The organism is Aminipila luticellarii, from assembly GCF_004103735.1.
Taxonomy (GTDB): Bacteria; Bacillota; Clostridia; order Peptostreptococcales; family Anaerovoracaceae; genus Aminipila; species Aminipila luticellarii.
In genome coordinates this window covers 795,989-820,106 of sequence record NZ_CP035281.1, presented here as the reverse complement: position 1 = coordinate 820,106, position 24,118 = coordinate 795,989, and the positions used below count along the sequence as shown (strand labels likewise).

Annotated in this window: 17 protein-coding genes and 1 pseudogene; 3 read left to right on the top strand and 15 right to left on the bottom strand. The window is 44.1% G+C overall.

All coding sequences use genetic code 11. The features are described 5' to 3' along the window. Positions 1-1,769, bottom strand: a pseudogene (iorA, locus tag EQM06_RS03825) (indolepyruvate ferredoxin oxidoreductase subunit alpha). A gap of 13 nt (positions 1,770-1,782) precedes the next feature. Further along, on the bottom strand, positions 1,783-3,168 hold the full coding sequence (gene miaB / locus EQM06_RS03820; RefSeq protein WP_269140039.1) for a tRNA (N6-isopentenyl adenosine(37)-C2)-methylthiotransferase MiaB: 1,386 nt from the start codon (positions 3,166-3,168) through the stop codon (positions 1,783-1,785). 229 nt (positions 3,169-3,397) lie between these two features. Here miaB and EQM06_RS03815 point away from each other — a divergent pair, with 229 nt between their 5' ends. Both EQM06_RS03815 and EQM06_RS03810 read left to right on the top strand, forming a co-directional pair. Then, the gene (locus tag EQM06_RS03815; protein WP_128745074.1) at positions 3,398-5,002 is read left to right on the top strand and encodes an N-acyl-D-amino-acid deacylase family protein; all 1,605 of its coding nucleotides are present in this window, start codon (positions 3,398-3,400) and stop codon (positions 5,000-5,002) included. Then, positions 5,002-5,772: a serine hydrolase gene (locus EQM06_RS03810; RefSeq protein ID WP_128745073.1), complete on the top strand. Its 771-nt coding sequence runs from the start codon at positions 5,002-5,004 to the stop codon at positions 5,770-5,772. Before EQM06_RS03815 ends, EQM06_RS03810 begins: the two co-directional genes overlap by 1 nt. A 77-nt stretch (positions 5,773-5,849) precedes the next feature. On the opposite strand, the gene EQM06_RS03805 is transcribed toward EQM06_RS03810, so the two are convergent. The 13 genes from EQM06_RS03805 to EQM06_RS03745 all read right to left on the bottom strand — a co-directional run bounded on the left by EQM06_RS03805 (position 5,850) and on the right by EQM06_RS03745 (position 23,017). Continuing rightward, the gene (locus EQM06_RS03805) at positions 5,850-6,854 is read right to left on the bottom strand and encodes an NAD(P)H-dependent glycerol-3-phosphate dehydrogenase (protein WP_128745072.1); all 1,005 of its coding nucleotides are present in this window, start codon (positions 6,852-6,854) and stop codon (positions 5,850-5,852) included. Between the two features lie 11 nt (positions 6,855-6,865). Beyond that, the gene (gene plsY / locus EQM06_RS03800) at positions 6,866-7,498 is read right to left on the bottom strand and encodes a glycerol-3-phosphate 1-O-acyltransferase PlsY (protein WP_205666589.1); all 633 of its coding nucleotides are present in this window, start codon (positions 7,496-7,498) and stop codon (positions 6,866-6,868) included. 43 nt (positions 7,499-7,541) lie between these two features. Beyond that, complete coding sequence (der, locus tag EQM06_RS03795) at positions 7,542-8,867, bottom strand: ribosome biogenesis GTPase Der (protein ID WP_128745071.1); 1,326 nt, start codon at positions 8,865-8,867, stop codon at positions 7,542-7,544. Then, positions 8,860-9,756: a signal recognition particle-docking protein FtsY gene (gene ftsY / locus EQM06_RS03790; RefSeq protein ID WP_128745070.1), complete on the bottom strand. Its 897-nt coding sequence runs from the start codon at positions 9,754-9,756 to the stop codon at positions 8,860-8,862. The genes der and ftsY overlap by 8 nt, the downstream gene beginning before the upstream one ends. Positions 9,757-9,791: 35 nt before the next feature. Beyond that, positions 9,792-13,340 carry a chromosome segregation protein SMC gene (gene smc / locus EQM06_RS03785; RefSeq protein WP_128745069.1) on the bottom strand — a complete coding sequence of 1,183 codons (3,549 nt, stop codon included), beginning with the start codon at positions 13,338-13,340 and terminating at the stop codon, positions 9,792-9,794. Further along, entirely contained in the window at positions 13,322-14,026 is a 705-nt protein-coding gene (gene rnc / locus EQM06_RS03780) for a ribonuclease III (protein WP_128745068.1), read from the bottom strand. Before rnc ends, smc begins: the two co-directional genes overlap by 19 nt. Continuing rightward, on the bottom strand, positions 14,019-15,032 hold the full coding sequence (gene plsX, locus EQM06_RS03775) for a phosphate acyltransferase PlsX (RefSeq protein WP_128745067.1): 1,014 nt from the start codon (positions 15,030-15,032) through the stop codon (positions 14,019-14,021). Before plsX ends, rnc begins: the two co-directional genes overlap by 8 nt. Positions 15,033-15,233: 201 nt before the next feature. Continuing rightward, positions 15,234-15,884 (bottom strand): single-stranded DNA-binding protein, encoded by a 651-nt coding sequence (locus EQM06_RS03770; protein ID WP_128745066.1) that lies wholly within the window; start codon positions 15,882-15,884, stop codon positions 15,234-15,236. A gap of 116 nt (positions 15,885-16,000) precedes the next feature. Continuing rightward, the gene (locus EQM06_RS03765; protein ID WP_164914333.1) at positions 16,001-17,176 is read right to left on the bottom strand and encodes an AfsR/SARP family transcriptional regulator; all 1,176 of its coding nucleotides are present in this window, start codon (positions 17,174-17,176) and stop codon (positions 16,001-16,003) included. Further along, positions 17,169-18,770 (bottom strand): amidohydrolase, encoded by a 1,602-nt coding sequence (locus EQM06_RS03760; RefSeq protein ID WP_205666588.1) that lies wholly within the window; start codon positions 18,768-18,770, stop codon positions 17,169-17,171. The genes EQM06_RS03765 and EQM06_RS03760 overlap by 8 nt, the downstream gene beginning before the upstream one ends. A 104-nt stretch (positions 18,771-18,874) precedes the next feature. Next, complete coding sequence (locus EQM06_RS03755) at positions 18,875-20,497, bottom strand: amidohydrolase (protein ID WP_205666587.1); 1,623 nt, start codon at positions 20,495-20,497, stop codon at positions 18,875-18,877. 185 nt (positions 20,498-20,682) lie between these two features. After that, positions 20,683-21,774 (bottom strand): alanine racemase, encoded by a 1,092-nt coding sequence (gene alr, locus EQM06_RS03750; protein WP_128745063.1) that lies wholly within the window; start codon positions 21,772-21,774, stop codon positions 20,683-20,685. Positions 21,775-21,817: 43 nt separating this feature from the next. Next, the gene (locus EQM06_RS03745; RefSeq protein WP_128745062.1) at positions 21,818-23,017 is read right to left on the bottom strand and encodes a M20 metallopeptidase family protein; all 1,200 of its coding nucleotides are present in this window, start codon (positions 23,015-23,017) and stop codon (positions 21,818-21,820) included. Positions 23,018-23,075: 58 nt separating this feature from the next. Here EQM06_RS03745 and EQM06_RS03740 point away from each other — a divergent pair, with 58 nt between their 5' ends. Then, the gene (locus EQM06_RS03740; protein WP_128745061.1) at positions 23,076-24,113 is read left to right on the top strand and encodes a dipeptidase; all 1,038 of its coding nucleotides are present in this window, start codon (positions 23,076-23,078) and stop codon (positions 24,111-24,113) included. Positions 24,114-24,118 lie beyond the last annotated feature (5 nt).

Sequence of the window (24,118 nt, the reverse complement as noted above, 5' to 3'; positions counted from 1 at the left end):
CTATACCTCCTCAATGGCACCAAACGGACAGACCTGCTGGCAGACCGTACATCCCGTGCAAGACACCGGTCGATCTCAATCTGAGCACCGGAATGAATCGCAGGACAGCCCACGCCTACGCACAACTTGCATTTTCTGCACTTATCCTGATTAACCGTACACTTTTTCGGTGACAGATCGAATTCTGTTTTATCCTGCGGGCTGAATTTTTTTAAAATGCATGGCCATTTGGTAATGACAACAGTAGGCTCGTCTTTTGCCATAGCTTCATCCAGAGCTTTATTTACGTCCTCCAGCTTATTCGGATTCACTATATATATATTTTCTTCCTTCACGCCGATAGCCTGACAAAGCTTCGGAATATCCACCTCGGCGGTCTCTTCTCCCATCAGAGTATAGCCGGTGCCCGGATTCTGCTGGTGTCCGGTCATGCCCGTGATACGGTTATCTAAAATGACAGACGTATTGCAGCCCTTGTTATATACGGCATCCATCAAGCTTGTGACACCGGAATGGAAGAAAGTAGAATCTCCGATTACCGATACCACCTTTAAATCTTGATTTCCCACCTTCTTTAGCGCCTGAGCAGCTCCATGCCCTGAACTGATACTTCCGCCCATGCAGAAGCATGTATCCATAGCGGAAAGAGGCGGGGCAGAGCCTAAGGTATAACAGCCGATATCTCCGGTAATCATAACATTCTTTTTCTTGCTCAGTGCATAGAAAAAGCCGCGGTGCGGACATCCTGCACAAAGGGTAGGCGGTCTCATGACAGCGTCCCTGCTCACTTTAATGACCTCTTCCTGCTCACCAAAAACAGCCCTTCGGACAATATCGGGATTCAACTCGTCATATGCCGGAATCACATCCTTGCCCGTGCACTGGATTCCTGCCATTTTCAGATGATTTTCTATGTAAGGATCCATTTCCTCAATAACGTAAATTCTTTTTACCTTTTCCGCAAATCTCCGGATCAGATCCATCGGCATAGGAAAGGTCATGCCCAGCTTTAAATAAGAGGCTTCTTCCCCGAAAACCTCTCTGGCATACTGATAAGAAATGCCGGAGGTGATGACACCGATTTCCGTTCCGTTATATTCCGGCTGATTGATTTCTGCAGTGTTTGCGTACATCTCCATAGCCTTAAGCCGCGGTTCCAAATTCTTTCTCATGATTTTCCCGTTTGCCGGAGCCGCAACAAATTTTGCAATATTTTTTTCGTAAGGGATGACCGGCACCTCTGCTCTGTCTGAGAGTTCTACTAAACCTTTGCTGTGGCAGACTCTGGTGGTCATTCTGAGCAGAACCGGTGTATCGAACTTTTCCGAAAGCTCCAGCCCCAATTTCATAAAGTCCTTGGCTTCCTGACTGTCGGAGGGCTCCAGCATCAAAAGTCTTGCTGCTACTGCGTAGTTCCTATTATCCTGCTCGTTCTGAGAACTGTGCATCCCCGGATCATCTGCAGAAACCAATACGCACCCTCCGGTCACCCCTGTGTAGGCAAAGGTAAACAACGGGTCTGCAGCCACATTCACCCCCACGTGCTTCATCGCTGCCATGGAACGGACTCCCGCAACAGAAGCGCCTATGGCAGCCTCCATAGCTACTTTTTCATTAGGTGCCCATTCGCAGTAAATATCTTCTTTATATTGAACCATGTTTTCCAGTATTTCCGTGCTGGGTGTTCCCGGATAAGCCGAGGCGAAAATCAATCCGCCTTCGTACGCACCTCTGGCCACTGCTTCGTTCCCTGTCATAATGATTTTCATAATCAGCCTCCTTTTATGCTTCAAGTATGCCTTTTAAATTAAATTGCTTCCCTTCGGTTATCTTCACTTTTACAATCTGTCCAGTCAGCGCTTCGCTTCCCTGAAAATTCACCAGCTTTGCTGATTCCGTCCGCCCCGCCAGGGTGCTTCCGTCTTTCTTGCTGCTGCTCGGGCCCTCTACCAGAACCTTTTGAACGGTATCTTCGTAGGTTTTATTGATTTCTCCTGAAATCTGATTCATTCTCTCTAAAAGCCTGTTGAACCGATCATGCTTCACTTCCTCAGGAACTTGATCCTCATACTCTTCTGCCGGAGTTCCCTTTCTGATAGAATAAATAAAGGTGAACGCCGAATCATATCGGACCTTTTCAATTAAATCCATCGTCTCTTGGAAATCTTCTTCTGTTTCACCCGGAAATCCAACGATTAAATCTGTTGTGACAGCTATATCCGGCGCCGCAGCTCTGAGTTTTTCGATCAGCGTTACATAATCTGATTTGGTATACTTTCGGTTCATTCGCTTCAGCACCTTGTCACTTCCCGACTGCACTGGCAGATGGATGGCGTGACAGAGCTTGTCGCAGTCCCTGTATGCCTGAATCAATTTATCCGACAGGTCTTTGGGGTGGGACGTCATAAAGCGGATCCTTTCCAGTCCTTCTATTTCATTCAATGCATAAATCAAATCAGCAAAGTCCATACCCTTTTCTTCGGAAGCACAATAACCATCTTCATGCTTACTTACTCCGTAAGAGTTCACATTCTGTCCAAGCAGGGTAATTTCCTTTGCTCCGTTTTCCACTAATTCCTGGACCTCTTTAATAATCTCCTCCGGTCTGCGGCTTCGCTCGCGGCCTCTTGTGTAAGGGACGATACAATAGGTGCAGAAGTTGTTGCAGCCATACATAATATTCACCAGAGCCTTAAAATCATACAGCCTTTTTGCCGGCAATCCCTCCACAATGGCTCCGCCGTCCTGCCAGACATCTACAATTTTCTTTCTCTCTTGGATCACATTATCCAGCAGCTGCGGAAATTGATGAATGTTATGGGTTCCAAACACCAGATCCACCCAGGGGTATTTGCTCTTCACTTGATCTATGATGTGCTGCTGCTGCATCATACAGCCGCATACACAGGCAACAAACTCCGGGTTCTTTTCCTTTATTTTTTTCAGCTGACCCAAAGTTCCGAAAAACCGTTTGTCCGCATTTTCCCGGACACTGCACGTATTGATAATGACAATGTCCGCCTGATCTCTTTCTTCTTCCGCTTCAAAACCCTTTTCGTTTAACATACCAGCCATGGTTTCGGAATCATGCTCGTTCATCTGACAGCCAAAGGTTATGATGTGGTATTTTTTATTTCCTGATTTTTCCAATATCGTATCTTTTTCCAAAGTAACCTCCATAATATTAATTGAATTATTATACCATTAAGTCTTGTAGGTGTAAACGATTTATCAGGCTTTATCGTCCTTTTCTTGTTAAACTGCCACAATTTTTTGCTTCTCTTCTTTGATAATATTCACCATAAAATAGTTAAAAATTTTGTGTAAACTACTGAAATTTATTTTTAGGTCTGGTATACTGAATACAATAAGAATGTACATCAGAGAGGAGTGATTGATGATGAAGGATAGTTTTATGTATGACTTGATTATTAAAAATGCCAGAATTATTGATGGCACGAATGCACCTTGGTTCCGAGGCGACGTGGGAATAAAGGACGGAAGAATTGAAAAAATCGGAGTTCTTGAAAAAGCACAGGCAAAGGAAACCGTAGATGCGGAGGATCAGTATCTCGTTCCAGGATTTATTGATATTCATACCCACAGCGACAGTACACTGTTTGATTATCCTCTGGCAGAAAGCCGAATTTTTCAGGGAGTTACTACAGAAATAGGTGCAAATTGCGGGATCTCCCCTGCTCCGGTAAATCCGGACAGGATGAAGCTTCTTAAAGACTATGCGGGACATTTGGACTACGACTGGCAGCGGTTTTCTGAATATCTGGACAGACTGGAAAAGGCCGGCACAAGCACGAATTTCGGAACACTGGCTGGGCATGGTACAATCCGGCTGGCCGTTATGGGCTTTGATGACAGAAAACCGACCGAAAAGGAAATGGAAGAAATGATTCAGCTTCTCAGGCAGTCTATGGAGGATGGCGCTTATGGCATGTCCAGCGGCCTGATCTATCCGCCGGGATGCTTTTCCGACGTAGATGAGATGGCTGCTTTAGTAAAGGAATTGAAGCCTTACGGCGGATATTATGCAACTCACATGCGGGATGAAGCAACACAGACTGTAGAGTCCGTGAAAGAAGCCCTTGAGGTCTGCAGGCGTTCTGGTGTCCCACTGCAAATATCCCATCATAAGGTTACAAGAAAGACCCATTGGGAGCTGGACTGCAAAACGACCATAGCCATGATCGAAAAGGCCAGACGGGAAGGTCTGGACGTTACCGTTGACCAATATCCTTATAGTGCGTCCTCCACCACCATGGACAGCAATGTTCCTTTATGGGGCTTTGAAGGCGGTATGGAAAAAATGCTTGAACGATTGCAAACACCAGAGATACGAGAAAAGCTCAAGGCGGAGAGCAATGCCAGCCACGTTGGTCGTTGGGGAGATATTTTCGTGTCCTACGCGGAAAGTGAAAAAAACGCCTGGACCATTGGAAAGTCCATTGCTGAAATTGCTGAAATCAGAGGGGTGGATCCGGCGGATGCCTGCTTCGATTTGATCGTAGAGGAAAAAGGCAGAGTCAACGAGGTAAACTATGGTATGTGTGAGGAAGATATCGAATATATCATGTCCCAGCGCTTTACTATGACCGGCTCCGACGGAGATGCTGCTTCTCTGGATTATCCGGGACAGCCCCATCCGAGATGGTATGGAACCTTCCCTCGTGTCATAGCACATTATTGCAGAGACAGAAAGCTTTTCCCTTTGGAAACAGCCATCTATAAAATGACCGGACTTCCTGCTGCTCGTCTTGGACTGCCTAACAGAGGCCTGATTAAAGAAGGAATGTGCGCCGATTTAGTTCTGCTGGATTTTGCTACGATACAGGATACCCCGGATTACCACAATCCTAAATGCGCATGTCAGGGCATTTTAAAGGTCTATGTAAATGGCATATTGACGGCGGAAAACGGCCGGCATACCGGCGTAAAGGCCGGACAGATATTGAGAAAAGGTAAAGAAAGGTGCAGAGGGGAGAAATAATGAATATGTGGGAAGAACTTTTCAAAGAACTGGAAGGCATGCGCGGAAAGGTGGGCTTTTACTATAAGAACCTTGTCACGGATGAAACCGTAGGATTTCATGAAGACGAACTGTTTCGCGCCGCCAGCATTTTTAAATTCCCGCTGTTTGCGGCCATGGTTTATGAAAAAGAACACAATCATGTGGATTTCAGCGAAAAAATCAAAATTTTAGAAAGCGAGAAAATCCCGGGCTGCGGTGCGGTTCAGCATATGACAGGCGACCCTTCTGTGGATATTCTTACCCTGGGGAAGCTGATGATTACTATCAGTGACAATACGGCTGCAAATGCCCTTGCAAGACATTTCGGAATCGAAAAAATGAAAGGCGTTTTTGAAAAGCTTGGAATGAAAAAGACGAGATTGAACCGCTGCCTTTACGATTTTGAAAGCGAAAACAAGGGGATCATGAATGTGTTCACACCAAAAGAAATGGGAGAGCTTCTGGAAAAGATCTATAAAAGAACTTTAATCAGCAAAGAGGCCTCGGAATTTATTGAGGACATTCTGCTGAAACAACAGATCAACAGCAAGATACCGGCCAAACTGCCCTACGCCTTTAAAGTAGCTCATAAGACCGGAGAGGAAGAGAAAACCACCCATGACGTGGGCATCGTATACGCCAAGGAACCTTTTATCGTATGCTTTGCATCAAACGACACAGATGTTCCGACCTTTGAAAGCTTTATGCGGGATACATCGTATAAGCTGTTTTGTAAGGCAGAAGCGTAATCCTATAAAATGCATAAAGGGCGCCTTTTTTCGAGGTGCCCTTTTTTTATTCCAATTTATAATGGATATACCATTCATTAAAACATAATTTCGCTTTTTTTATCTCTTGTCATCAGCTGATTGACCGCATCTCTGGCATCGATCTTATCGTTGATCACGGCATAAATTCCTTCCGTAATGGGCATTTCTACCCCTTCCCTTTTAGCAAGCTCATAGGCTGCTTCTGTAGTATACATTCCTTCCACCACCATTCCGACCTTTTTCGTAGCTTCCTTCGGTTTCATGCCCTCTCCGATCAGGATACCGCACCGCCTGTTTCTGGAATGCATACTCGTACAGGTTACGACCAGATCTCCGATTCCGGTCAATCCGGAGAAGGTGTGTATGTCTGCTCCAAGCTTAACACCAAGTCTTGCTATTTCAGCAATTCCCCGGGTCATCATAGCCGCTTTTGCATTATCCCCATAGCCCATTCCATCGGATATACCAGCTCCTAAGGCGATAATATTTTTCAGTGCTCCGCCGATCTCCACGCCGATGACATCGCTGTTCGTATACACTCTGAATTTGTCCGTCATAAAAATATCCTGAACATATTCCGCCAGCTTAATGTCTGTTGAAGCCACTACAACAGTAGTCGGCAGTCCTAAGCCCACTTCTTCCGCATGGGATGGGCCTGATAACACCACATATTTCATATTGGACATCTTATCCCGGGCAATCTCGGACATTCGTTTCAGCGTTTTCTGTTCGATACCCTTTGCCACATTGATAATGATCATATCCTGACTGATAAAAGGCAGGGCATTGTCCAGTGCACTTCTGAAATGCTGGGCAGGAGCCGAGAACAGAACCACTTGGGCATCTTCCAATGCTTCCTTCACCGCAGCCACCGGCTGTAATTTATCCGGAAATGGAATACCCGGAAGGTATTTCACATTTTCTCTGTTCACTTGCAGTTCCTGCACATGTTCTTTATTTACATCCCAGATTTTTACTTCATGACCCTTATTACTTAAAGTAAGCGCCAGAGCTGTACCCCAGCTTCCGGCTCCAATGACCGCAATTTTCTTAAACTCCATGCCTATGCCTCCTATTTTTTAAAACTGATTTTGGACTCTTCCCCTTTTACTAATCTCGATATATTGGTATTATGCTTGTAAAGAACAATTAATGCCATCAGTAGTCCCCAGCCTAAATATCTGGGATCATAATAATTTACAATAAAGGGAAATGCAATGGCTGCCACCACCGATCCCAGAGAAACCATTCTGCTTATCAGCACCGTCGCCACCACAATCCCCAGTTCGGTAAGGCCCAAAAAAGGGGAAATAGCCATTAATATACCAAAAGCCGTAGCAACTCCTTTACCGCCTTTAAAGCCGAACGCTACAGGCCATATATGCCCGCAAAAAACGGCCAGCCCGCAGGTCATGACCATATACGGTGCATATTCCGGCGATAACAGATAGGCGGCGGCCAATTTCCCAAGAAGTACGGCAAACACGCCTTTAAAAATATCGATCAGCAGCGTAGCAACCGCCGCCTTTTTGCCCAGAACCCGAAGGACGTTCGTCGTGCCTGCGTTGCCGCTTCCTTCCTTCCTGATGTCTATACCATGCAGCTTTCCAATTAATATGGCCGGTGAAATGTTCCCCATAAAATAAGCGATGACCGCTGTAATGATCATAACTGCTATAGCCATTCCTTCACTTGAAGTAAGCATCCTTCTCCTCCTTTCCGTTTCTTCTTAAATCAAAATCAGCTATCTAGTCTTCCTTTTCGCCTTTTTCACGGAATACGAACTTAAGGGAAGTCCCTTTAAATCCATAAGCATCTCGGATTCTGTTCTCCAGATATCTGGCATAGGAAAAGTGCATCAAATCCTTCTTGTTGATCTGGAAAGAGAAGAGCGGAGGTTTCACGCCAACCTGAGTTGCATAGTAAATCTTTAAGTGCTTTCCCTTATCCGACGGAGGCGGCTGAAGCATGGTCGCATCCGCTATGAGGCTGTTCAGCTGACCTGTCGGTACTCGCATAGCTCTGGTTTCTGCAATGCTTTTTACGGTGACCATTACATTTTCCACTCTCTGACCTGTCAGAACCGAAATGAAAACGGCTGGGGCATACGCCATGAACGGCAGTTCCTTCTGGATTTCCTTTTCAAAATTCTTCATGGTATGGTTGTCCTTTTCCAGTAGATCCCATTTATTTACGACCACCATGATGCCTTTGCCTGCTTCGTGGGCAACTCCTGCAATTTTTTTATCCTGCTCGGTGATACCCTCCACCGCATCAATCATCAGAAGGCAGACATCACACCGCTCAATGGCGGCAACTGCCCGAATTACACTATACCGTTCAATGTTCTCCGTGACTTTGCTCTTTCGCCTGATTCCTGCCGTATCGATTAAAATAAAGTCTTCTCCGCCCCATTGAAACGGTGTGTCGATAGAATCTCTCGTTGTTCCTGCAATGTTGGAAACAATCACTCGATTTTCTCCTACCAGCTTGTTGATGAGAGAGGATTTTCCTACGTTCGGCTTTCCTATGACAGCGATTTTCGTGATGTCCTCATCCTCTGTAAACTCTCCCTCCGGAAAGCTTTCTACGATTCTGTCCAGTGCATCCCCAAGCCCCAGCATGTTGGCCGAGGAAATCGGAATGACTTCACCCAGACCAAGCTCATAAAAATCATAAAAATGATCCGGCAGGTTTTTGGGATTATCAATCTTATTAGCAACGACCAGAACCGGTTTTCCGGTTCTTCGCAGCATACCTGCAACTTCTGCATCCGCATGGGTCAGACCATCTTTACCGTCTACCATAAATAAAATAATGTCGGAAGTCTCCATGGCGATTTCAGCCTGCTCCCTCATCTGAGACAGGATTACATCACTGGTATTTGGTTCAATACCGCCTGTATCGATCAATGCAAAGTGAGTACCGCACCATTCCGCCTCCGCATAGATTCGGTCACGGGTAACGCCCGGAGTGTCCTCTACGATAGAGACTCTCCTCCCCACTACTCGGTTAAAAAATGTAGACTTTCCTACATTCGGTCTGCCCACTACGGCAACTAACGGTTTACTCATTAAACAATCCTCCTGCAAATTCCGCCGGGTCAAATTCTTTCAAATCATCCATTCCTTCGCCTACGCCAATAAACTTGACTGGCATGTTGAATTCATCGGCTATGGTTATAACAATACCACCCTTTGCTGTGCCGTCCAGCTTGGTCAGTACGATTCCCGTAATATCTGTAATTTCTCCGAACTCCTTGGCCTGAGAGATTGCATTCTTTCCGGTGGTCGCGTCCAGCACCAACAACGTCTCCCGGGCTGCTTCCGGATATTCTCTTCCAATGATCTTATTCATCTTTTCCAGTTCCACCATCAAATTCTTTTTTGTCTGGATTCGTCCTGCCGTATCGCAGATCAGGACATCGATATGTCTCGCCTTTGCAGACTGTATTGCATCAAAGATGACTGCGGAAGGATCCGCTCCCTCATGATGGCTGATCACATTGACGCCGACCCGCTCTCCCCACAGTTCAAGCTGCTCTCCCGCTGCTGCACGAAACGTATCTGCCGCCGCAAGAAGTACGGATTTTCCTTCCTGTTTGAATTTATTGGCCAGTTTACCTATGGAAGTGGTCTTGCCCCCGCCATTCACACCTATCATCAGGATGACCAGCGGTATTTCCTGACAGATCTGATGGTTTTCCCCTTTATCAATAAGGCTCTCCACAATACCGGCAATTCTGTCCTTTACCTGCTGTTCTGTCGTTAAACCCTGCTTCCTGACATCTTCTCGAAGCTGTCCGATGATTTTCATGGTGGTGTCCATACCAATGTCTGACGTAATCAGTACTTCCTCCAATTCTTCCAGCAGCTCTTCATCTACTGTTCTCCCCAAGAAAACCTCTGAAATCTTTTCAGATAACTTCCCGAAAAATGATTTTTTTGGTTTATCAAATAGCATGTGCTTCTCCTTCTGTTTTTTATTTTTACAAAATTTTAGTTCAAATCGATCTTATCTCCCAATTTAAGGGATAATACCTTTGAAATTCCCTGCTCCGGCATAGTGACACCATAAAGCACATCCGCATATTCCATCGTGGCTTTCTGGTGGGTCACCAAAGCAAATTGTATATTATCAAAATTTTTTAAATACCCTGCAAAGCGTTCAATATTTGCATCGTCCAAAGCAGCTTCCACCTCGTCCAGAATACAGAACGGTGTAGGCTTCGCCTTGAGTACCGCAAACATCAAAGCGATGGCTGTCATGGTCTTTTCGCCTCCGGACATCAGATTGATGTTCTGAAGCTTCTTTCCGGGCGGCTGTGCTATAATCTCAATGCCGCACTCCAGCGGCTTTGTTTCATCCTCCAACCGGAGCATAGCCTGGCCGCCGCCAAACAACTCCTGAAAGACCTTCTCAAAATTCTCAACGATTAAATCAAAGCTTTCTTTAAACTTAATACGAATCGTCTTGTCCATATCGTCAATGATCTGCTTTAAGGAATTCATGGCACTCAGAATATCTGCCCGCTGCTCTGACAAAAATTCATACCGTTCGCTGACGGTTTCATACTCCTTGATGGCTCCGATATTTACTTCTCCGAGGGCTTTGATTTTTGTCTTTATTTCTCGGCTGGACTTCACGGATTCATGCATGTTAAATTCCTTTTTTCGGAACTCGATCGCTTGCAGATAAGAGACCTCAAATTCATCCCATAATTTATTTTTGTAAGAGTCCAGTTGAGTCTCATTCTTAGCCTTTTTAATTTCCAGCTCGTACTTTTGAGACTGACTGGCATTCACTTTTTCTTCAATAGAAGCTCTGGCAGCCGATTTTTCATTTAATTGCTTAGCAAGCTCTGATCTCTCCTGAACAATCTCTTCTATGTACCTTTCCAGAGAAGCTCTGGCCTCTTCCTTTTCTTTTACGGAAACCGAACTTGTCCCGGCGTGCAGCAAAAGCTCCCGGTCTTCTCTCAGCTTGTTCAAGGCCGTCTGTCTCATGTCTGCATCACTGTTTATTTCGTGAATGGAATGCTGTATTCTTTCCACCAGCGTGTCCGCATTGGCTTTATCACTCTCGCAAGCGGTCACTTCAATCCTCGCTCTTGTAATGCTTTCGTTGCCTTCTTCCGCTTTCTCTTTGAACTGCTCCAGTTCTGTCATCTGACTTTCAATGCGTTCTTCCAACGCTTCGATCTGAGCATTTCTATCCTCGATCTCCCCGTTCAGCTTCTCGATCATATTGTTTGCGGACAAAATTTCACTCTGCATGCTGTCCAGCTCTCGCTGTCTTTTACTTTCTCCTTCCGCTAAATCCTTCATGTTGCCGTCAAAGACGGAAATCCTGTTTTCAGCAGACAGTAAATTCAGTTCGGTCTCCCTATGCTGTTTTTCCGTGCTTTCCATCCCAGCAGAAGTTTCTGCAATGCGGTTCTTGAGCTCAGAAAGCTCCTTCGTCAGCCTGTCCCTCTCATGTACCGCCTGATCCAGCTTTTCCTGTAAGGCTGTGACTTCCCCTTTTCTCTCCAAGAGATTGGCCGTATTGTTTTTAAAGGTTCCTCCGGTAATCGCTCCGCCGGAATTAATAACTTCTCCTTCCAGCGTGACAAAGCGAAGCCCGCCCGAAACCTGCTTGGAAAGCTTAACTGCATTCTGAAGCGTATCTACTATGACCACCCGGCCCAGCAGATACTCCATCACATTTTTATATTTTCTGTCAAATTCGATGCAGTCTACACCAAGACCTTTAAATCCCTCCCGGTTACGAAGACTGCTGTCCTGATTATACGAACTGCCTCGGATGGATTCAATCGGGAGCAAGGTCAGCCGACCGGCCTTATTGGCCTTTAGCGCCTTGATGATATTCTGTGCATCCTCATCAGACTGACAAACAATGTTCTGCATGGATGCTCCCAAAGCGGTTTCAATGGCCACTTCAAAGCCCTGCGGCACATGAATCAGATCTGCCACGACCCCGTGCACCCCTCTGAAATGATTTCTCATCACATACTTGACGGCATAATTGTAGCCTTCATAGTTGCTCTCCATCTCTTCAATCGTTTTCTTGCGGGCGGAAAGCTGACCTATGGAAATTCGTATGTCCTCCGTTTTTCTGGTCAAATCTCTTTCTTGCAGGGTCGCTGACTGATACGTCTCTTTCAGCCGTCTCAACTCTTCGGCAAGGCGTTCACGCCTTTCCCTCAAGCTGTCTCTTTCCTGTAGGGCTTCTTTTTGTACTGCCAGAATATCTTCATTCTGATTTTCCGCAGAATCCTTCTCGGATAATAAAAGCTCCTTCCGTCTGTCCAGCGTGCTCTTCAAGTTTTCCAAACTGTTGATTTCACTTTTTTTAGCACTGACATCACTGTGGAGCTTAAATAAACTGTTTTTATCGTTGTCAATTTCAGCGGAAACTGCCGTTTGCTCCGAGATCAGCTTGGAATAGCTGTCGATTTTTTCTTTCAACTGATCCTGTAAGGCCGTCATTCTCCGATCAATGTCGTTCTTTGTTGTTATCAGTTCCTGCGCATTTTGCTGCTCTTTTTCCAGTTTTTGCTCCAGGTTCGCCAGCTCACTGTTCAATCGGGCTTCTTCTTTTTCCATGGAAGCCAGCTTTTCTTCTTTCAGCTTTCCCTCATTTACCAGCAGATTGATTTCTTCAATGTTCTTTACCAGCTTGTCCCTTGCCTCATTGTTCAAGGACTCTAAAGCCTCACTCCTTATTCTGCTTTCTGCCAATTCTTTGTCTAAAAGGACTCTTTGCTCTTTTAGATCATCTATTCCGGCAGCTAACTCCGAAATATCGTCTTTTAAATATTCATTTTTTAGTTCCAGATTCTCTATATTTTTTAAAGTAATATTAATTTCAAGTTCTTTATATTGATCCCGCAGAGTCAGATATTCTTTGGCTTTTTCGCTGTCTTCCTTCAATCCGCCGATTCGGCCTTCAATCTCACCGACAATGTCGTTTACCCTGTCCAGGTTGGCATTGGTCGCCTCAAGCTTTCTTTCGGCCTCTGCTTTTTTACTCCGGTATTTTACGATACCGGCAGCCTCTTCAAAGATTTCTCTTCGGCTTTCCGGCTTGTTGCTTACAATATCCGCAATCTTACCCTGTCCGATTAAAGAATACCCATCCACGCCGATTCCGGTATCCATGATCAGTTCGCGAATATCTTTTAACCTGCATTGGTTATTATTAATATAATATTCGCTTTCGCCGGACCGAAAAACTCTTCTGGTTATAGCGACTTCGCTGTAATCAATGGGCAGGATCCCTGTGGAATTGTCGATGACCAGCACTACCTCCGCCATGCCTCTGGATTTGCGGTTAGCCGTTCCTGCGAAGATCACATCTTCCATCTTGCCTCCCCGCAGGGTCTTCGGGCTTTGCTCCCCCAGCACCCAGCGAAGTGCATCACTGATATTGCTTTTACCGCTGCCATTTGGGCCTACGATACAGGTAATGCCATGATTGAATTCTATGGAGACTGGTTCGGCAAATGACTTAAAACCATGCATATCTATTCTTTTAAAATACATTTGTCTCCACCACTTTCTAAAGCATATCGGGCAGCGTTCTGTTCCGCCTCTTTCTTACTCTTGCCGACCCCTTTTCCCAGAAGTTTTTCCTCCACAAGAAGGGACACAAAAAAGGTCTTATCGTGATCCGGCCCCTCCTGTCTGTCCACTTGATATTGGATCTTGACGTCGCCGTTGGTTTGAAGACTCTCCTGAAGCTCTGTCTTATAGTCTCTTGACAACTTTCCCGAAACTGCATTTTCGATGGTTTCGCCAAAGGTTCTGAGAATGAACTTCTTTGCTTCTTCAAAACCTCCGTCTAAAAAAATAGCTGCCATAACAGCTTCCATGGCATCGGCAAGAATGGAATCCCGTTCTCGTCCGCCCGTGTTTTCTTCGCCTTTTCCCATTTTAAGGAACTTTCCCAGATTCAGTTCCTTGGCTTTTTGAGCCAAGGATTTTTCACAGACAATAGAAGCCCTTAATTTTGTCAATCTTCCTTCGCTGACATGAGCCAGCTTCCTATAGAGATCCTCGCTGATGACCGCATCAAAAAATGCATCTCCCAAAAATTCCAGACGCTCATTGTCCTTTCCGCATCTTTCATCCTTCTCTTTCACAAAAGAGCTATGGGTCAGTGCTTTCTCCAGATAATCGGGATTTTGAAATTCATAGGATATATTCTTTTGAAATTCAACGCTATTCACTGATTTTTATCTCCTCAAGTTCTAATACTGAATCCAAAATAGTCTGTACCACATTCTGCTCCGCATAAGGAATACCTTTCAGAATCGTATTCTTGACGGCATTTGAATTGGAGGCTCCATGCATTTTAACAATAGGACCCTTCACGCCTAGAATAGGAGCTCCGCCATATTCTGAATAGTCAAATTCACTCTTTAATCCTTTTATTTTATCGTACAGTAAAACGGTTCCCAATTTTGCTTTAAGTCCGGCAGTCAGCGTCTCTTTTAATTTCTTTAAGACAGAAAGAGCCATTCCTTCCGTCAGCTTTAAAACGACATTGCCTACAAATCCATCACAGACAATAACATCACTGGCACCAAAAGGAATCTCTCTCGCCTCCACATTGCCTACGAAATTGAGACTGCTCTTGAGCAGTAGTTCATGCGCAGCCTTTGTGACCGTGGTTCCCTTGGTCTCCTCTGCTCCGATATTGACAATTCCCACCTTTGGGTTCTTTCTCCCCAGAACCTTTTCCATATAGATGCTGCCCATGGTAGCAAACTCTAACAGATTATCCGGTTTACATTCTGCGTTGGCTCCTGCGTCCACCAGCAAAGAAGCCTGTCCACCAAGTATAGGGTATATACTGGCCATTGCTGGTCGGTCTATACCTTGTATCCTTCCCAATATCAATAAGCTTCCTGCCATTAATGCGCCGGAATTTCCTGCCGAAATAAATAAATCGCCCTTTCCTTCTTTCACCATGGTAATTCCCTTGACCATGGAGGATTCTTTTTTCGTTCGTACAGCCTTTACAGGAGCATCGCAGTTATCAATGACATCACTGGCATGCTCAATAAGGATCTGTTTCTTATCGTATTTGTATTTTTTCAGTTCTGCCTCTATTTTCTTTTGATCGCCTATGATCACGATCGTATGCGTTATTTCTTTGGCAGCCTCCACCGCACCCTTTACGATTTCCAAGGGAGCATGATCTCCGCCCATTCCATCCAATAGTATTCTCATGTTTATTTCCTCCGTTCGTACGGTTTTTTCCCTAATCATTGCGTTTATTGTACCACAAAGCCACGTCGCCGTGTGGTTCAATGATTCCTTCCTTACGGCAATGCCGCACCTCAATCGACGGAATCATTATACCATAAATTCTAAATGAATAAAAATACTATTTTCATATTCTGCCCACTGCTGCGGGATTTATTTGTCTGTCTATTCTTCGATTTTCAGGATGGACACTTCATATGCGATCCGGTTCAAAATATTTCCCTCGGCATCTCTTTTTTTATATTCTCTGCTTTGTATCCTCCCAATAATAGAAAGCTTCGTCCCTACTTCCAGCCCTCCTGCATATGTGGCATTGCGTCCCCACGCAATGCAAGGGATGTAGTCGGATTTATTGTACATCCGGTTGACTGCAAGCATGATATCACAAAGTTCCCGGCCTAAAGGTGAAGTTCTTCTAATAGGAGGCTTACACAGAAAACCGTCCAGATATATGTAGTTCTCATCCGGCTCGCTGTCCTGTTCTCCCACGAGAGTGACTCCTCTTGCAAAAACTACAATGTTCAGCCGGCTTTTTCCTTCATTTTCTTCATTATAGGTCCGTATTTGTCCCTCTATTTTTACCCGGGCTCCCGCATTGATAGCAATATCCCATATCAATCTCTCGGAGATAACAATTTTTATTTCATCTCTGTATCCGCTTTTTCGCCCGATTCCTACTTCAAACAGATAAAAACTCTCCCCATACGATTTATGGCTGAACTTTAGTTCAGTCAATACAACACCTTGAAGTACCGCCTTATTTGTTTCACATCTATTTTCGTCTAACACAGTACCTTGAAGCTGAACGTTTTCCATTTACTTTTCCCCCTTATTCCTAATGCAGCACGAAACCTTGCTATTTTACATTTTATTAAATTAGCAGATATTTATTCGCAAAATTCCGTCACCGCACAAAAATAAGCAGGAGCCGGTCAGGACTCCTGTATCAGCAGGTCAGCGATTTTCAGGCGTTTGAGATACTGTATGATCTGTGAAGAGGCCTGATCTATTTTATCCGCGTTCTTCAGGCTTACATGGAGATCGTAAATATCATTTACATACAAAATAAATCGGATACACGCATCTGCAATCCGAACGTCCGGCAGCCACGTACGCAGGCTGCATTTCTCCCCGTGCAGTCTCTCGTAGCCGATCCCCACTTCTAACTGAATAAAGTTCAAATCCTCCAGATAGCATTTATTAAACTGAAAAATATACTTTCTGTCCCCCCTCAGAATGATTTTTCTGATCAAATCCGCTATACAAAAATAATCGATATTCTCTGCACACTGTACCTCTATATCCAGCTTTTGTCTCTTAAAGCCGCTGCTCCCCGAAGCTTTTTTGGTGCTGATCTGAGGTTTTCCCAGCAGCTTACTATATACAAGCTTTAATTTCTGGCTGGGAGAGACATTCAAATCGCTTCTCAAAGAGGCTTCAAACTTTTTATAACAGGCGATAGCGTCACTCCACTGTCCCAGCTGTATGTAAGCGTTCAGCTTGCTCTGAATAATTCCCTCATTATATGGTTCCATACCGGCTAATTCACTTAAAATTTGAATGCATTCCTCAAATTGACTGCCTGTTTCATACTTCTCAGCGATAGCTTTTAATAATTTCACATATTTATTTTGATAGACGATTCGCTCTAGGATAATTTTTTCATTGAACTCATCACAATTTTTTAAATAGACCCCTTCCAAAAAATCTCCTCTGAATAACTGTTTACAGTGACCTAACTCCTCGATGGATCGTTCGGTCTCCTGATTTTCAAAGCTCATGAGCTGCAAAATATCTGATTCGAAGAAATAATTCTGATTTAATCGGCAATAGTCTTTATTGGCCAAAATAAAGTCCTGCCCCTTTTCATCTGCCGGGATCACCTTCTTGATATTCCAAAGGTTATAGCGGAGGTTATACTTGGCGGCTTCTTCGTCGCTGTCCGCCCAAAGGTAGGAGATCAGCCGCTCTCTGCTGACCCCATTCTTCATGTGAAGCATCAAAAGGCTGATGAGCGCAATCCCCTTGTTGCTCAACTTATGTTCTATATTTTTTTCGCCGTACTTAAATTCTACCCGCCCCATCAGATTAATCTTCAATTCAGTCATGATCATCCACTCCTAGGCACAATTCATTCGTATGATATAGGATGTGTCCGGATTTAATGGTAGTTGCTACTTCCACATCCTTTATCTGTTCTTTAGGTACTTTCATAATGTCTTTGTTTAGAATAACCATATCGGCCAATTTTCCAAGCTCTAGGCTGCCCTTTTTCTTTTCCTCAAAGACAGCGAAAGCCCCATTGAGCGTAAACATTCGAATGGCTTCCATTCGCTCTATTCTGTGCTCTTCCACCGGATGGTTCACCGCAGAATGGATTCCCATAGCAGGGCCGATGGGCGTCACATCGCTTTCTGAGCTTCCGCAGATGACAACACCATGATCAAGGATTTCTCTTAAAGGATTTGATTCCCTGTAATGTTCCCCGATTCGCGCCTCGTACATCCTTCCCTTTCCTCCCCACAAATATTCGTAAGTCGGCTGCATAGAAAAGACGAGGCCCAATTCTCTGGCTCTCAAGATCTGACTGCTGCTTACCAGTTCCACATGTTCCAGCCTATGACGAAGTCCAGCATTCCCTGTCATGTTCAATGCATGCTCATGTGCCTTAAGAGCCAGCTCTATAGCTCTTCCCCCAATCACATGAAGCGAGGTCTGCAATCGGTTTTTATAGCATTCTACTAAAAACTCATTTAACTCCTCCTGTGTGAAATACAGTTCGCCTATATTATCCGGATCATCTATGTACGGATAATTCAAGGCTGCATTTCTGGAACCTAACGTTCCGTCTATAAATGGATTCGATCCAATTCTGGGCAGGCGCAGCTCCTTTACCTTGAGAATATCGGAAGTCTGGTAATATAAATTGACATCAACGGGAAAGGCGTCTTTGTAGTCATAAATCAGCTCTGCATCCTTATTACAGAATAAAAAGCCTCCCTCCATGGTGTCTATGGTCGTAATCCCATGCTTGACCGCATCATCTAATACGCCTTTTATCGCCTCCAGACGATGGGCATTGGATACATTTTTTAAAATATTTTCCCGCAGTATGACATTAGCCTGTTTTTTAAATATTCCGGTGGGCATGGCTTTACTATCCAGTTCGATACCGCCTATGGTAAATGGAATTTTATAGTATAAAATTCCATAGGTATTTAGTGCGCTTATATGAAAGTCACTGCTGGTGACCCAGACGGGAACATCATTGCAGAACTTGTCCAGTACCGTCCTGCTGGGAAAGCATTTTTCTTTTAGATTGTAGGGATACAGCCCCTTCGCATGGATCGGCTGCTCCGGAGTCAATCGGGATTGCTCCTTGATCAGGTCTCCGATATCATCAAAAGAGGTTGCCTCGGATAAATCCAAACTCAAAGAATCTAATCCGGTTTGGACCAAATGAAAATGACTGTCATAAAAGCCTGGAAGGACTGTGTTGCCATTTGCGTCTATGGTACAGTGAATCCTGTCAAAGGTTCGTTTATATTCCTCTCTGTAACCCAATCCGGAAATCTTATGTCCGGTCACGGCCACCCAGTCATACACGTTGTCATTCGCCACACATAAACATTTTCCATTCTTTATCAATAAATCTGCATGCATTTGATTTTCCTGCCTTTTTGGTAATACTGTTTTGTTCAATCCGGTTTTCCCGATAATTTTCGCTATTTTTACTGTATGATAACATAATGCGGGTTCATATTCAATGACCCGCATTATGTTATCCGTTTTTATGAAGTTTATTTTTACAAATCGGAATATTTTATTTCACCATTTACCATGGTCATTTTTACTTGAATGTCTTTAATTTGATCTTCCGGAACCTGATACAGGTCTTCACTCAATACCACCATATCGGCATATTTTCCTACGGAAATCGTTCCTCTCTCGTTCTCTTGAAATGCTGCGTAAGCGCCTTCCCAGGTGAAGCCTTTCACCGTTTCATCTACAGTCAGGCAGTTTTCCGGGTGCCATGCGGGATCACTATCCCTTTCCGGATTTTTCCCGGTGACCGCACAATACATATTGGGAATGGTATCGAATTTTTCTACAGGACAGTCTGAACCTCCGCTCAGATGCATGTTTCTGTCTGCAAAGGCTCTCCAGTTGTAACTTGTGCTTCCCAGTTCCTCTCCCACTCGCTGATTAATGATATTCTTGTCTGCTCTTATAAAAATCGGCTGTGCATAAATCAATAAATTCAGTTTTTTAATTCGTTCAATTAGATTGATGTCGGTGATCTGGCAATGTACGATACCATGTCTCGGATCGGTTCGGGGCGATTCCAGCATGACCTGCTCAAAGCTGTTGACCGCCATTTCTATGGCGGCATCGCCGATGCAGTGAATGGCTATCTGCATACCGTTCTCGTGACCCATTTTTATCATTTTCGTGAGCTGCTCCGGATCGTATAAGGCCACGCCCTTCGTACTCGGATCGTCATGGTAAGGCTCTCTCATGTAGGCGGTTCTTGCCCCTAAGGAGCCGTCATTCAGCAGTTTCAACGGGCCTATTTTATACAGTCCGAATTCATAGCCGGTCTTATACCCTTTGTCTAAGAAGGCTTGGAGTTTCTCCGGGGTACGCAGCAAGCACTGCTGATAAACGCGAACCGGCAGCCGGCCTTCCGATACCAGTTCATGATAGGCTTTTATGATCAAATCTATCGTATCTCCCGTAAAGGTTTCAAAGTCATCCGTTTGAATAGCGGTAATTCCCTTTGAAGCCGCGTCCAGACAGGCATCCTCTATTCTGTTCTTCAAATCCTCAAGAGTCGGTACGCCCATGTAATTCCAAACAATGTTCTGCGCACTTTCTCTTAAAATTCCGTTTACCTGCCCGTTCTCATCTACCTCTACAATCCCATTGGAAAGCTCCGGAATTTCTTTATTAAGGCCTAATAGCTCTATGGCTTTGGAATTGATTACTGTGGCATGGTAACAGGTCCTTGTTATAGCAATCGGAATATCCTGAGATATTTTATCCAAATCTATCTTTGTGGGAAATACCGGTACTTTCCAGTCTTCCTGATTCCAGCCGCATCCCAAGAGCCATCCGTCTTCTTTGGATTTTTCCTGAAGCTGCGCTTTACATAAGGAAATAGCCTCTTCAATGGATCTGGCTTGAGACAGCTCCACCTTTCGTTTCGTATTTGCATAATAAATCAAATGTAAATGGCTGTCTGAAAAACCCGGCAATGCGAACTTTCCTTCCAAATCCACTTTTTTCGTATGTGCTTCCGCCAGAGCAAGAATCTCCTCATTACTGCCGACTCTGGTGATAATACCATCCTTAACAGCTACGGCTTCCGCTTCCGGGTTCATTTTATCCATGGTTCTAAACTTTCCGTTGTAAAAAATAGTGTCCATTTTAATCCCTCCGATTATTTGATCTACGGTAATTTTAACCATCATAACACGATGCCGTTTACATTCCGGTTTAAAAATGAAAGAATTTGTGTACACATATAGGTTTAACGCTTTTTTTCTAAAAAATAATAAAACACACAGTCGCTGTTACAAAGAACACAAAACATACGCTCGCCTTCCTTACATTATTTTATATATTCTCTGGGAGGCCTTGCTGATATTCTGGCAACGATTTCGTTTTTATTTGTTCCCGCAAGCTCTGCAGCCTCTTCAATAGTCATGGTGCTTTCACTTCCGTCACCGTAAATAATGGCCGGATCCCCCTCCTTTACTCCCGGTACTCCCGAAAGATCCACCATACATTGATCCATGCAGATAACTCCAATAATCGGGCATTTAACTCCCTTAATAGTAACGTATCCCTTTCCCCTCATGTTACGCGGATATCCGTCTGCATATCCAAAAGGAAGCGTTCCTATCGCCATATTTTCAGGGGCCTTCCACAGATAATCATAGCCAACCCCTTCCCCTTTGCGCACCTGGCGGATTTGTGAAATTCTGGTGACAAAGGTCATTGCCTGCTCCACATCTACAAAACCCTTCTCAAAACTCCGAAGGCCAAATACTAATGCACCGGGGCGAATCATATTCATTCGGTATTCCGGGTAATCTACAGCAGCTATGCTGTCTGCAATGTGTTTATATTTAAAGTGAATTCCCTGTTTCTCCAGCTCATCTACAATGCCCAAAAACTTTTTGACCTGTTTTTCATTTTCCTCCTCATTGACCAGTGCTAAATGAGAAAAAATCCCTTCTGTTTCTATTTCCTTAAAAGAACATATTTCTTTTAGCTCCTGAAGGTCATCAATTCCAAGCCTATGAAATCCCGTATCTACTTTTATATGTATTTTGGCTTTTTTGCCGGCCTTCTTACTTTCTTCTGCTAATATTCTTGCTTGCGCTGAAGAAAAAATAGTCTGTGTAATGTTCTGCTCCACCACAATCGGCAATAATCGATCCGGTGTGTGCCCTAAAATGAACACAGGATAGTCTTTATACTGTGTTCTTAATTCCAATGCTTCCGTTAAAGTTGCCACCGCCAAATATGCCGCTCCCTGTTCCATAAGCGTAGGCGCAATGCCGACTGCCCCATGCCCATATCCATCGGCTTTTATAACGGGCATTACAGCAACGCCTTTACCCACCATTTCACAAATTTTTTTCATATTGTCTGCAAGGACGCCCAAATTGACCTGCACTACCGTATCCCTTAACATTTCTACCTCCGCTCTGCAACGTATCCTATACCATACGACTTCCTCACCTGATTTGCTTAAAAAGCTCCAGTGCGCCAAATACCTCCATAAGAATTCCTGTTCTTATACATTCCTCATCTGGATTCAGCTGTTCGCTATGAAGCGCCTGACGGACAGTTTCTCCTTTACCGAGACACCCAATATTAAAATATACCGCTTGTATTGCTTCCGAGAAATAGGAAAAATCATCGGCACCAAGACTCGGTTCCGGTAAGAAACATACGTTTTCCTTTGATAGAACTTCTTCCGCAACGGCTTCAAGAATATCTTCCACCTCATCATCATTTGCAAGAGCCGGATAGCCATCTGTAAACTGAACATTGGCTTTAGCACCAAAGCCGCTCGCCACATTTTCTGCCATTTCTTTTACTCTCTTTTTAAGAAAACTCCTTGTGTCATTGTCCAATGCCCGGATCATTCCTGAAAGTACTGTTTCATTGGCAATGATATTGTCTTTATTTCCCCCGTGTATTTGTCCTATCGTTATAATCCCCGGATTGGTAGGCGACAGATTTCTGGTCACTATGGACTGCAGCATGCAGACCAGACTGGAAGCCGCTACAATAGAATCCACACCATTTTCAGGATGTGCTCCGTGACATGCAACGCCTTCTACAGTAATTTCAAACTCCGTTGATGCCGCATTCATTTTTCCTCTTCGAAATTGTACCATTCCCGTTTCTACTTCCGGCGTTATATGAAGCCCGATAGCAGCATCCACCGTAGGATTCATTAAATATCCGGCTTCTATCATCTGTTTCGCCCCGCCGATGGTCTCTTCCGCAGGTTCAAAAAATAATTTAACAGTCCCGGAAAAATCCGCTTCCGCTTCTTTCAAAATTTTTGCGGTTCCCAAAAGGGCCGCCACATGAATATCGTGTCCGCAGGCGTGCATGACGCCTTCTGTCTTAGATTTAAACGGTACATTAACCTCTTCGTTAATGGGAAGTGCATCCATATCCGCCCGTATTCCTACCGTTAGAAATTTTTGACCTTCTGCAATTTTTCCTTTTCCTTCAATTATAGCCACAATACCATGGCCTGCAATTTCTGTTTCATGAGGGATTTCATACTTTGTCAGAAATTCACTTATTCTTTGTGACGTTTTTATTTCCTGCTCTGAAAGCTCCGGATTTTCATGCAGCGTTCTTCTTATTTCAACGATCTCTTCAAAAATCTCATCGATTCTTTCTCTTATTTTCATAGTATCCTCCTTTTTGACTGAGTATCCTGTCTTTTTGTCTTATATTTTCGTAATTATTATGCTAACACAAGTTATATTAGGTATGGCTCTTGCTTTAATATTAGTGTATCATAATATTAAATATTATACGAGAGGAAACAGAAACATGAAAATAATCGATATGCATTGCGACACTCTGCTAGAGTGCTACAGAAACCCCAGTCATACACTTTCAAGCAATTCAGGACATATTAGCATTGATAAGCTGTTACAAGGAAATGCCTTAGCCCAATTTTTTGCTATATTTATATCGCCTAAGGAAAAAGAGGGCATGGATCCTTATGAAATTTTTAATACGGTTTACGAAACATATAAAGCACAGCTTGAATTAAATTCTGATTCCATAAAACCGGCCTTATGGACGGGCGATATTTTATCTAACGCAGAAAACTCCAAGCTTTCCGCTATCCTAACTATAGAAGATGGTGTGGTTCTGTCGGATAAAATTGAAAGGGTTCAAGAAGTCTTTGATAAAGGAGTTCGACTGATTACTCTAACGTGGAACTTTGAAAATGCCATCGGATACCCTTCAAGTGATGATCCGGCTGAGCATGCCCGTGGACTTAAGCCCTTTGGCATAGAGGTCGTGGAAGAAATGAATCGTTTAGGAATGCTTATAGATGTTTCTCACCTTTCCGAAGGCGGTTTTTACGATGTTGCAAAGTATAGTAAAAAACCTTTTGTAGCCTCACACTCCTGTGCAAGGGCTCTATGCAATCACAGAAGGAACTTGAGCGATGACCAGTTAAAGACTTTAGGAAATCAAGGGGGGATGGTCGGCGTGAACTTCTACTCTGCCTTTTTAAAGGAGGATTCGGAATACGCCACCATCGATCAAATTGTGGAGCATGTGAAATATATGGTAAATAAAGCCGGCATCGAATCGGTGGGCTTCGGTTCTGATTTTGACGGAATCGACTGCGAACTGGAATTTAAGGATTATGCAAGTTATCCGCTCCTTCTCTCTGCTTTATCGAAACATTTTACAGAGGATCAAGTCGATGCTATCTGTAATGGGAATGCACTTAGAGTCTTAAAAGAGAACTTGGGCAAATAAGGCCA

Coding starts and splice junctions, on each gene's coding strand:
- EQM06_RS03815 (WP_128745074.1), top strand. CDS start 3,398: ATGATGAAGGATAGTTTTATGTATGACTTGATTATTAAAAATGCCAGA.
- EQM06_RS03810 (WP_128745073.1), top strand. CDS start 5,002: ATGAATATGTGGGAAGAACTTTTCAAAGAACTGGAAGGCATGCGCGGA.
- EQM06_RS03805 (WP_128745072.1), bottom strand. CDS start 6,854: ATGGAGTTTAAGAAAATTGCGGTCATTGGAGCCGGAAGCTGGGGTACA.
- plsY (WP_205666589.1), bottom strand. CDS start 7,498: ATGCTTACTTCAAGTGAAGGAATGGCTATAGCAGTTATGATCATTACA.
- der (WP_128745071.1), bottom strand. CDS start 8,867: ATGAGTAAACCGTTAGTTGCCGTAGTGGGCAGACCGAATGTAGGAAAG.
- ftsY (WP_128745070.1), bottom strand. CDS start 9,756: ATGCTATTTGATAAACCAAAAAAATCATTTTTCGGGAAGTTATCTGAA.
- smc (WP_128745069.1), bottom strand. CDS start 13,340: ATGTATTTTAAAAGAATAGATATGCATGGTTTTAAGTCATTTGCCGAA.
- plsX (WP_128745067.1), bottom strand. CDS start 15,032: ATGAGAATACTATTGGATGGAATGGGCGGAGATCATGCTCCCTTGGAA.
- EQM06_RS03770 (WP_128745066.1), bottom strand. CDS start 15,884: ATGGAAAACGTTCAGCTTCAAGGTACTGTGTTAGACGAAAATAGATGT.
- EQM06_RS03765 (WP_164914333.1), bottom strand. CDS start 17,176: ATGACTGAATTGAAGATTAATCTGATGGGGCGGGTAGAATTTAAGTAC.
- EQM06_RS03755 (WP_205666587.1), bottom strand. CDS start 20,497: ATGGACACTATTTTTTACAACGGAAAGTTTAGAACCATGGATAAAATG.
- alr (WP_128745063.1), bottom strand. CDS start 21,774: ATGTTAAGGGATACGGTAGTGCAGGTCAATTTGGGCGTCCTTGCAGAC.
- EQM06_RS03745 (WP_128745062.1), bottom strand. CDS start 23,017: ATGAAAATAAGAGAAAGAATCGATGAGATTTTTGAAGAGATCGTTGAA.
- EQM06_RS03740 (WP_128745061.1), top strand. CDS start 23,076: ATGCTAACACAAGTTATATTAGGTATGGCTCTTGCTTTAATATTAGTG.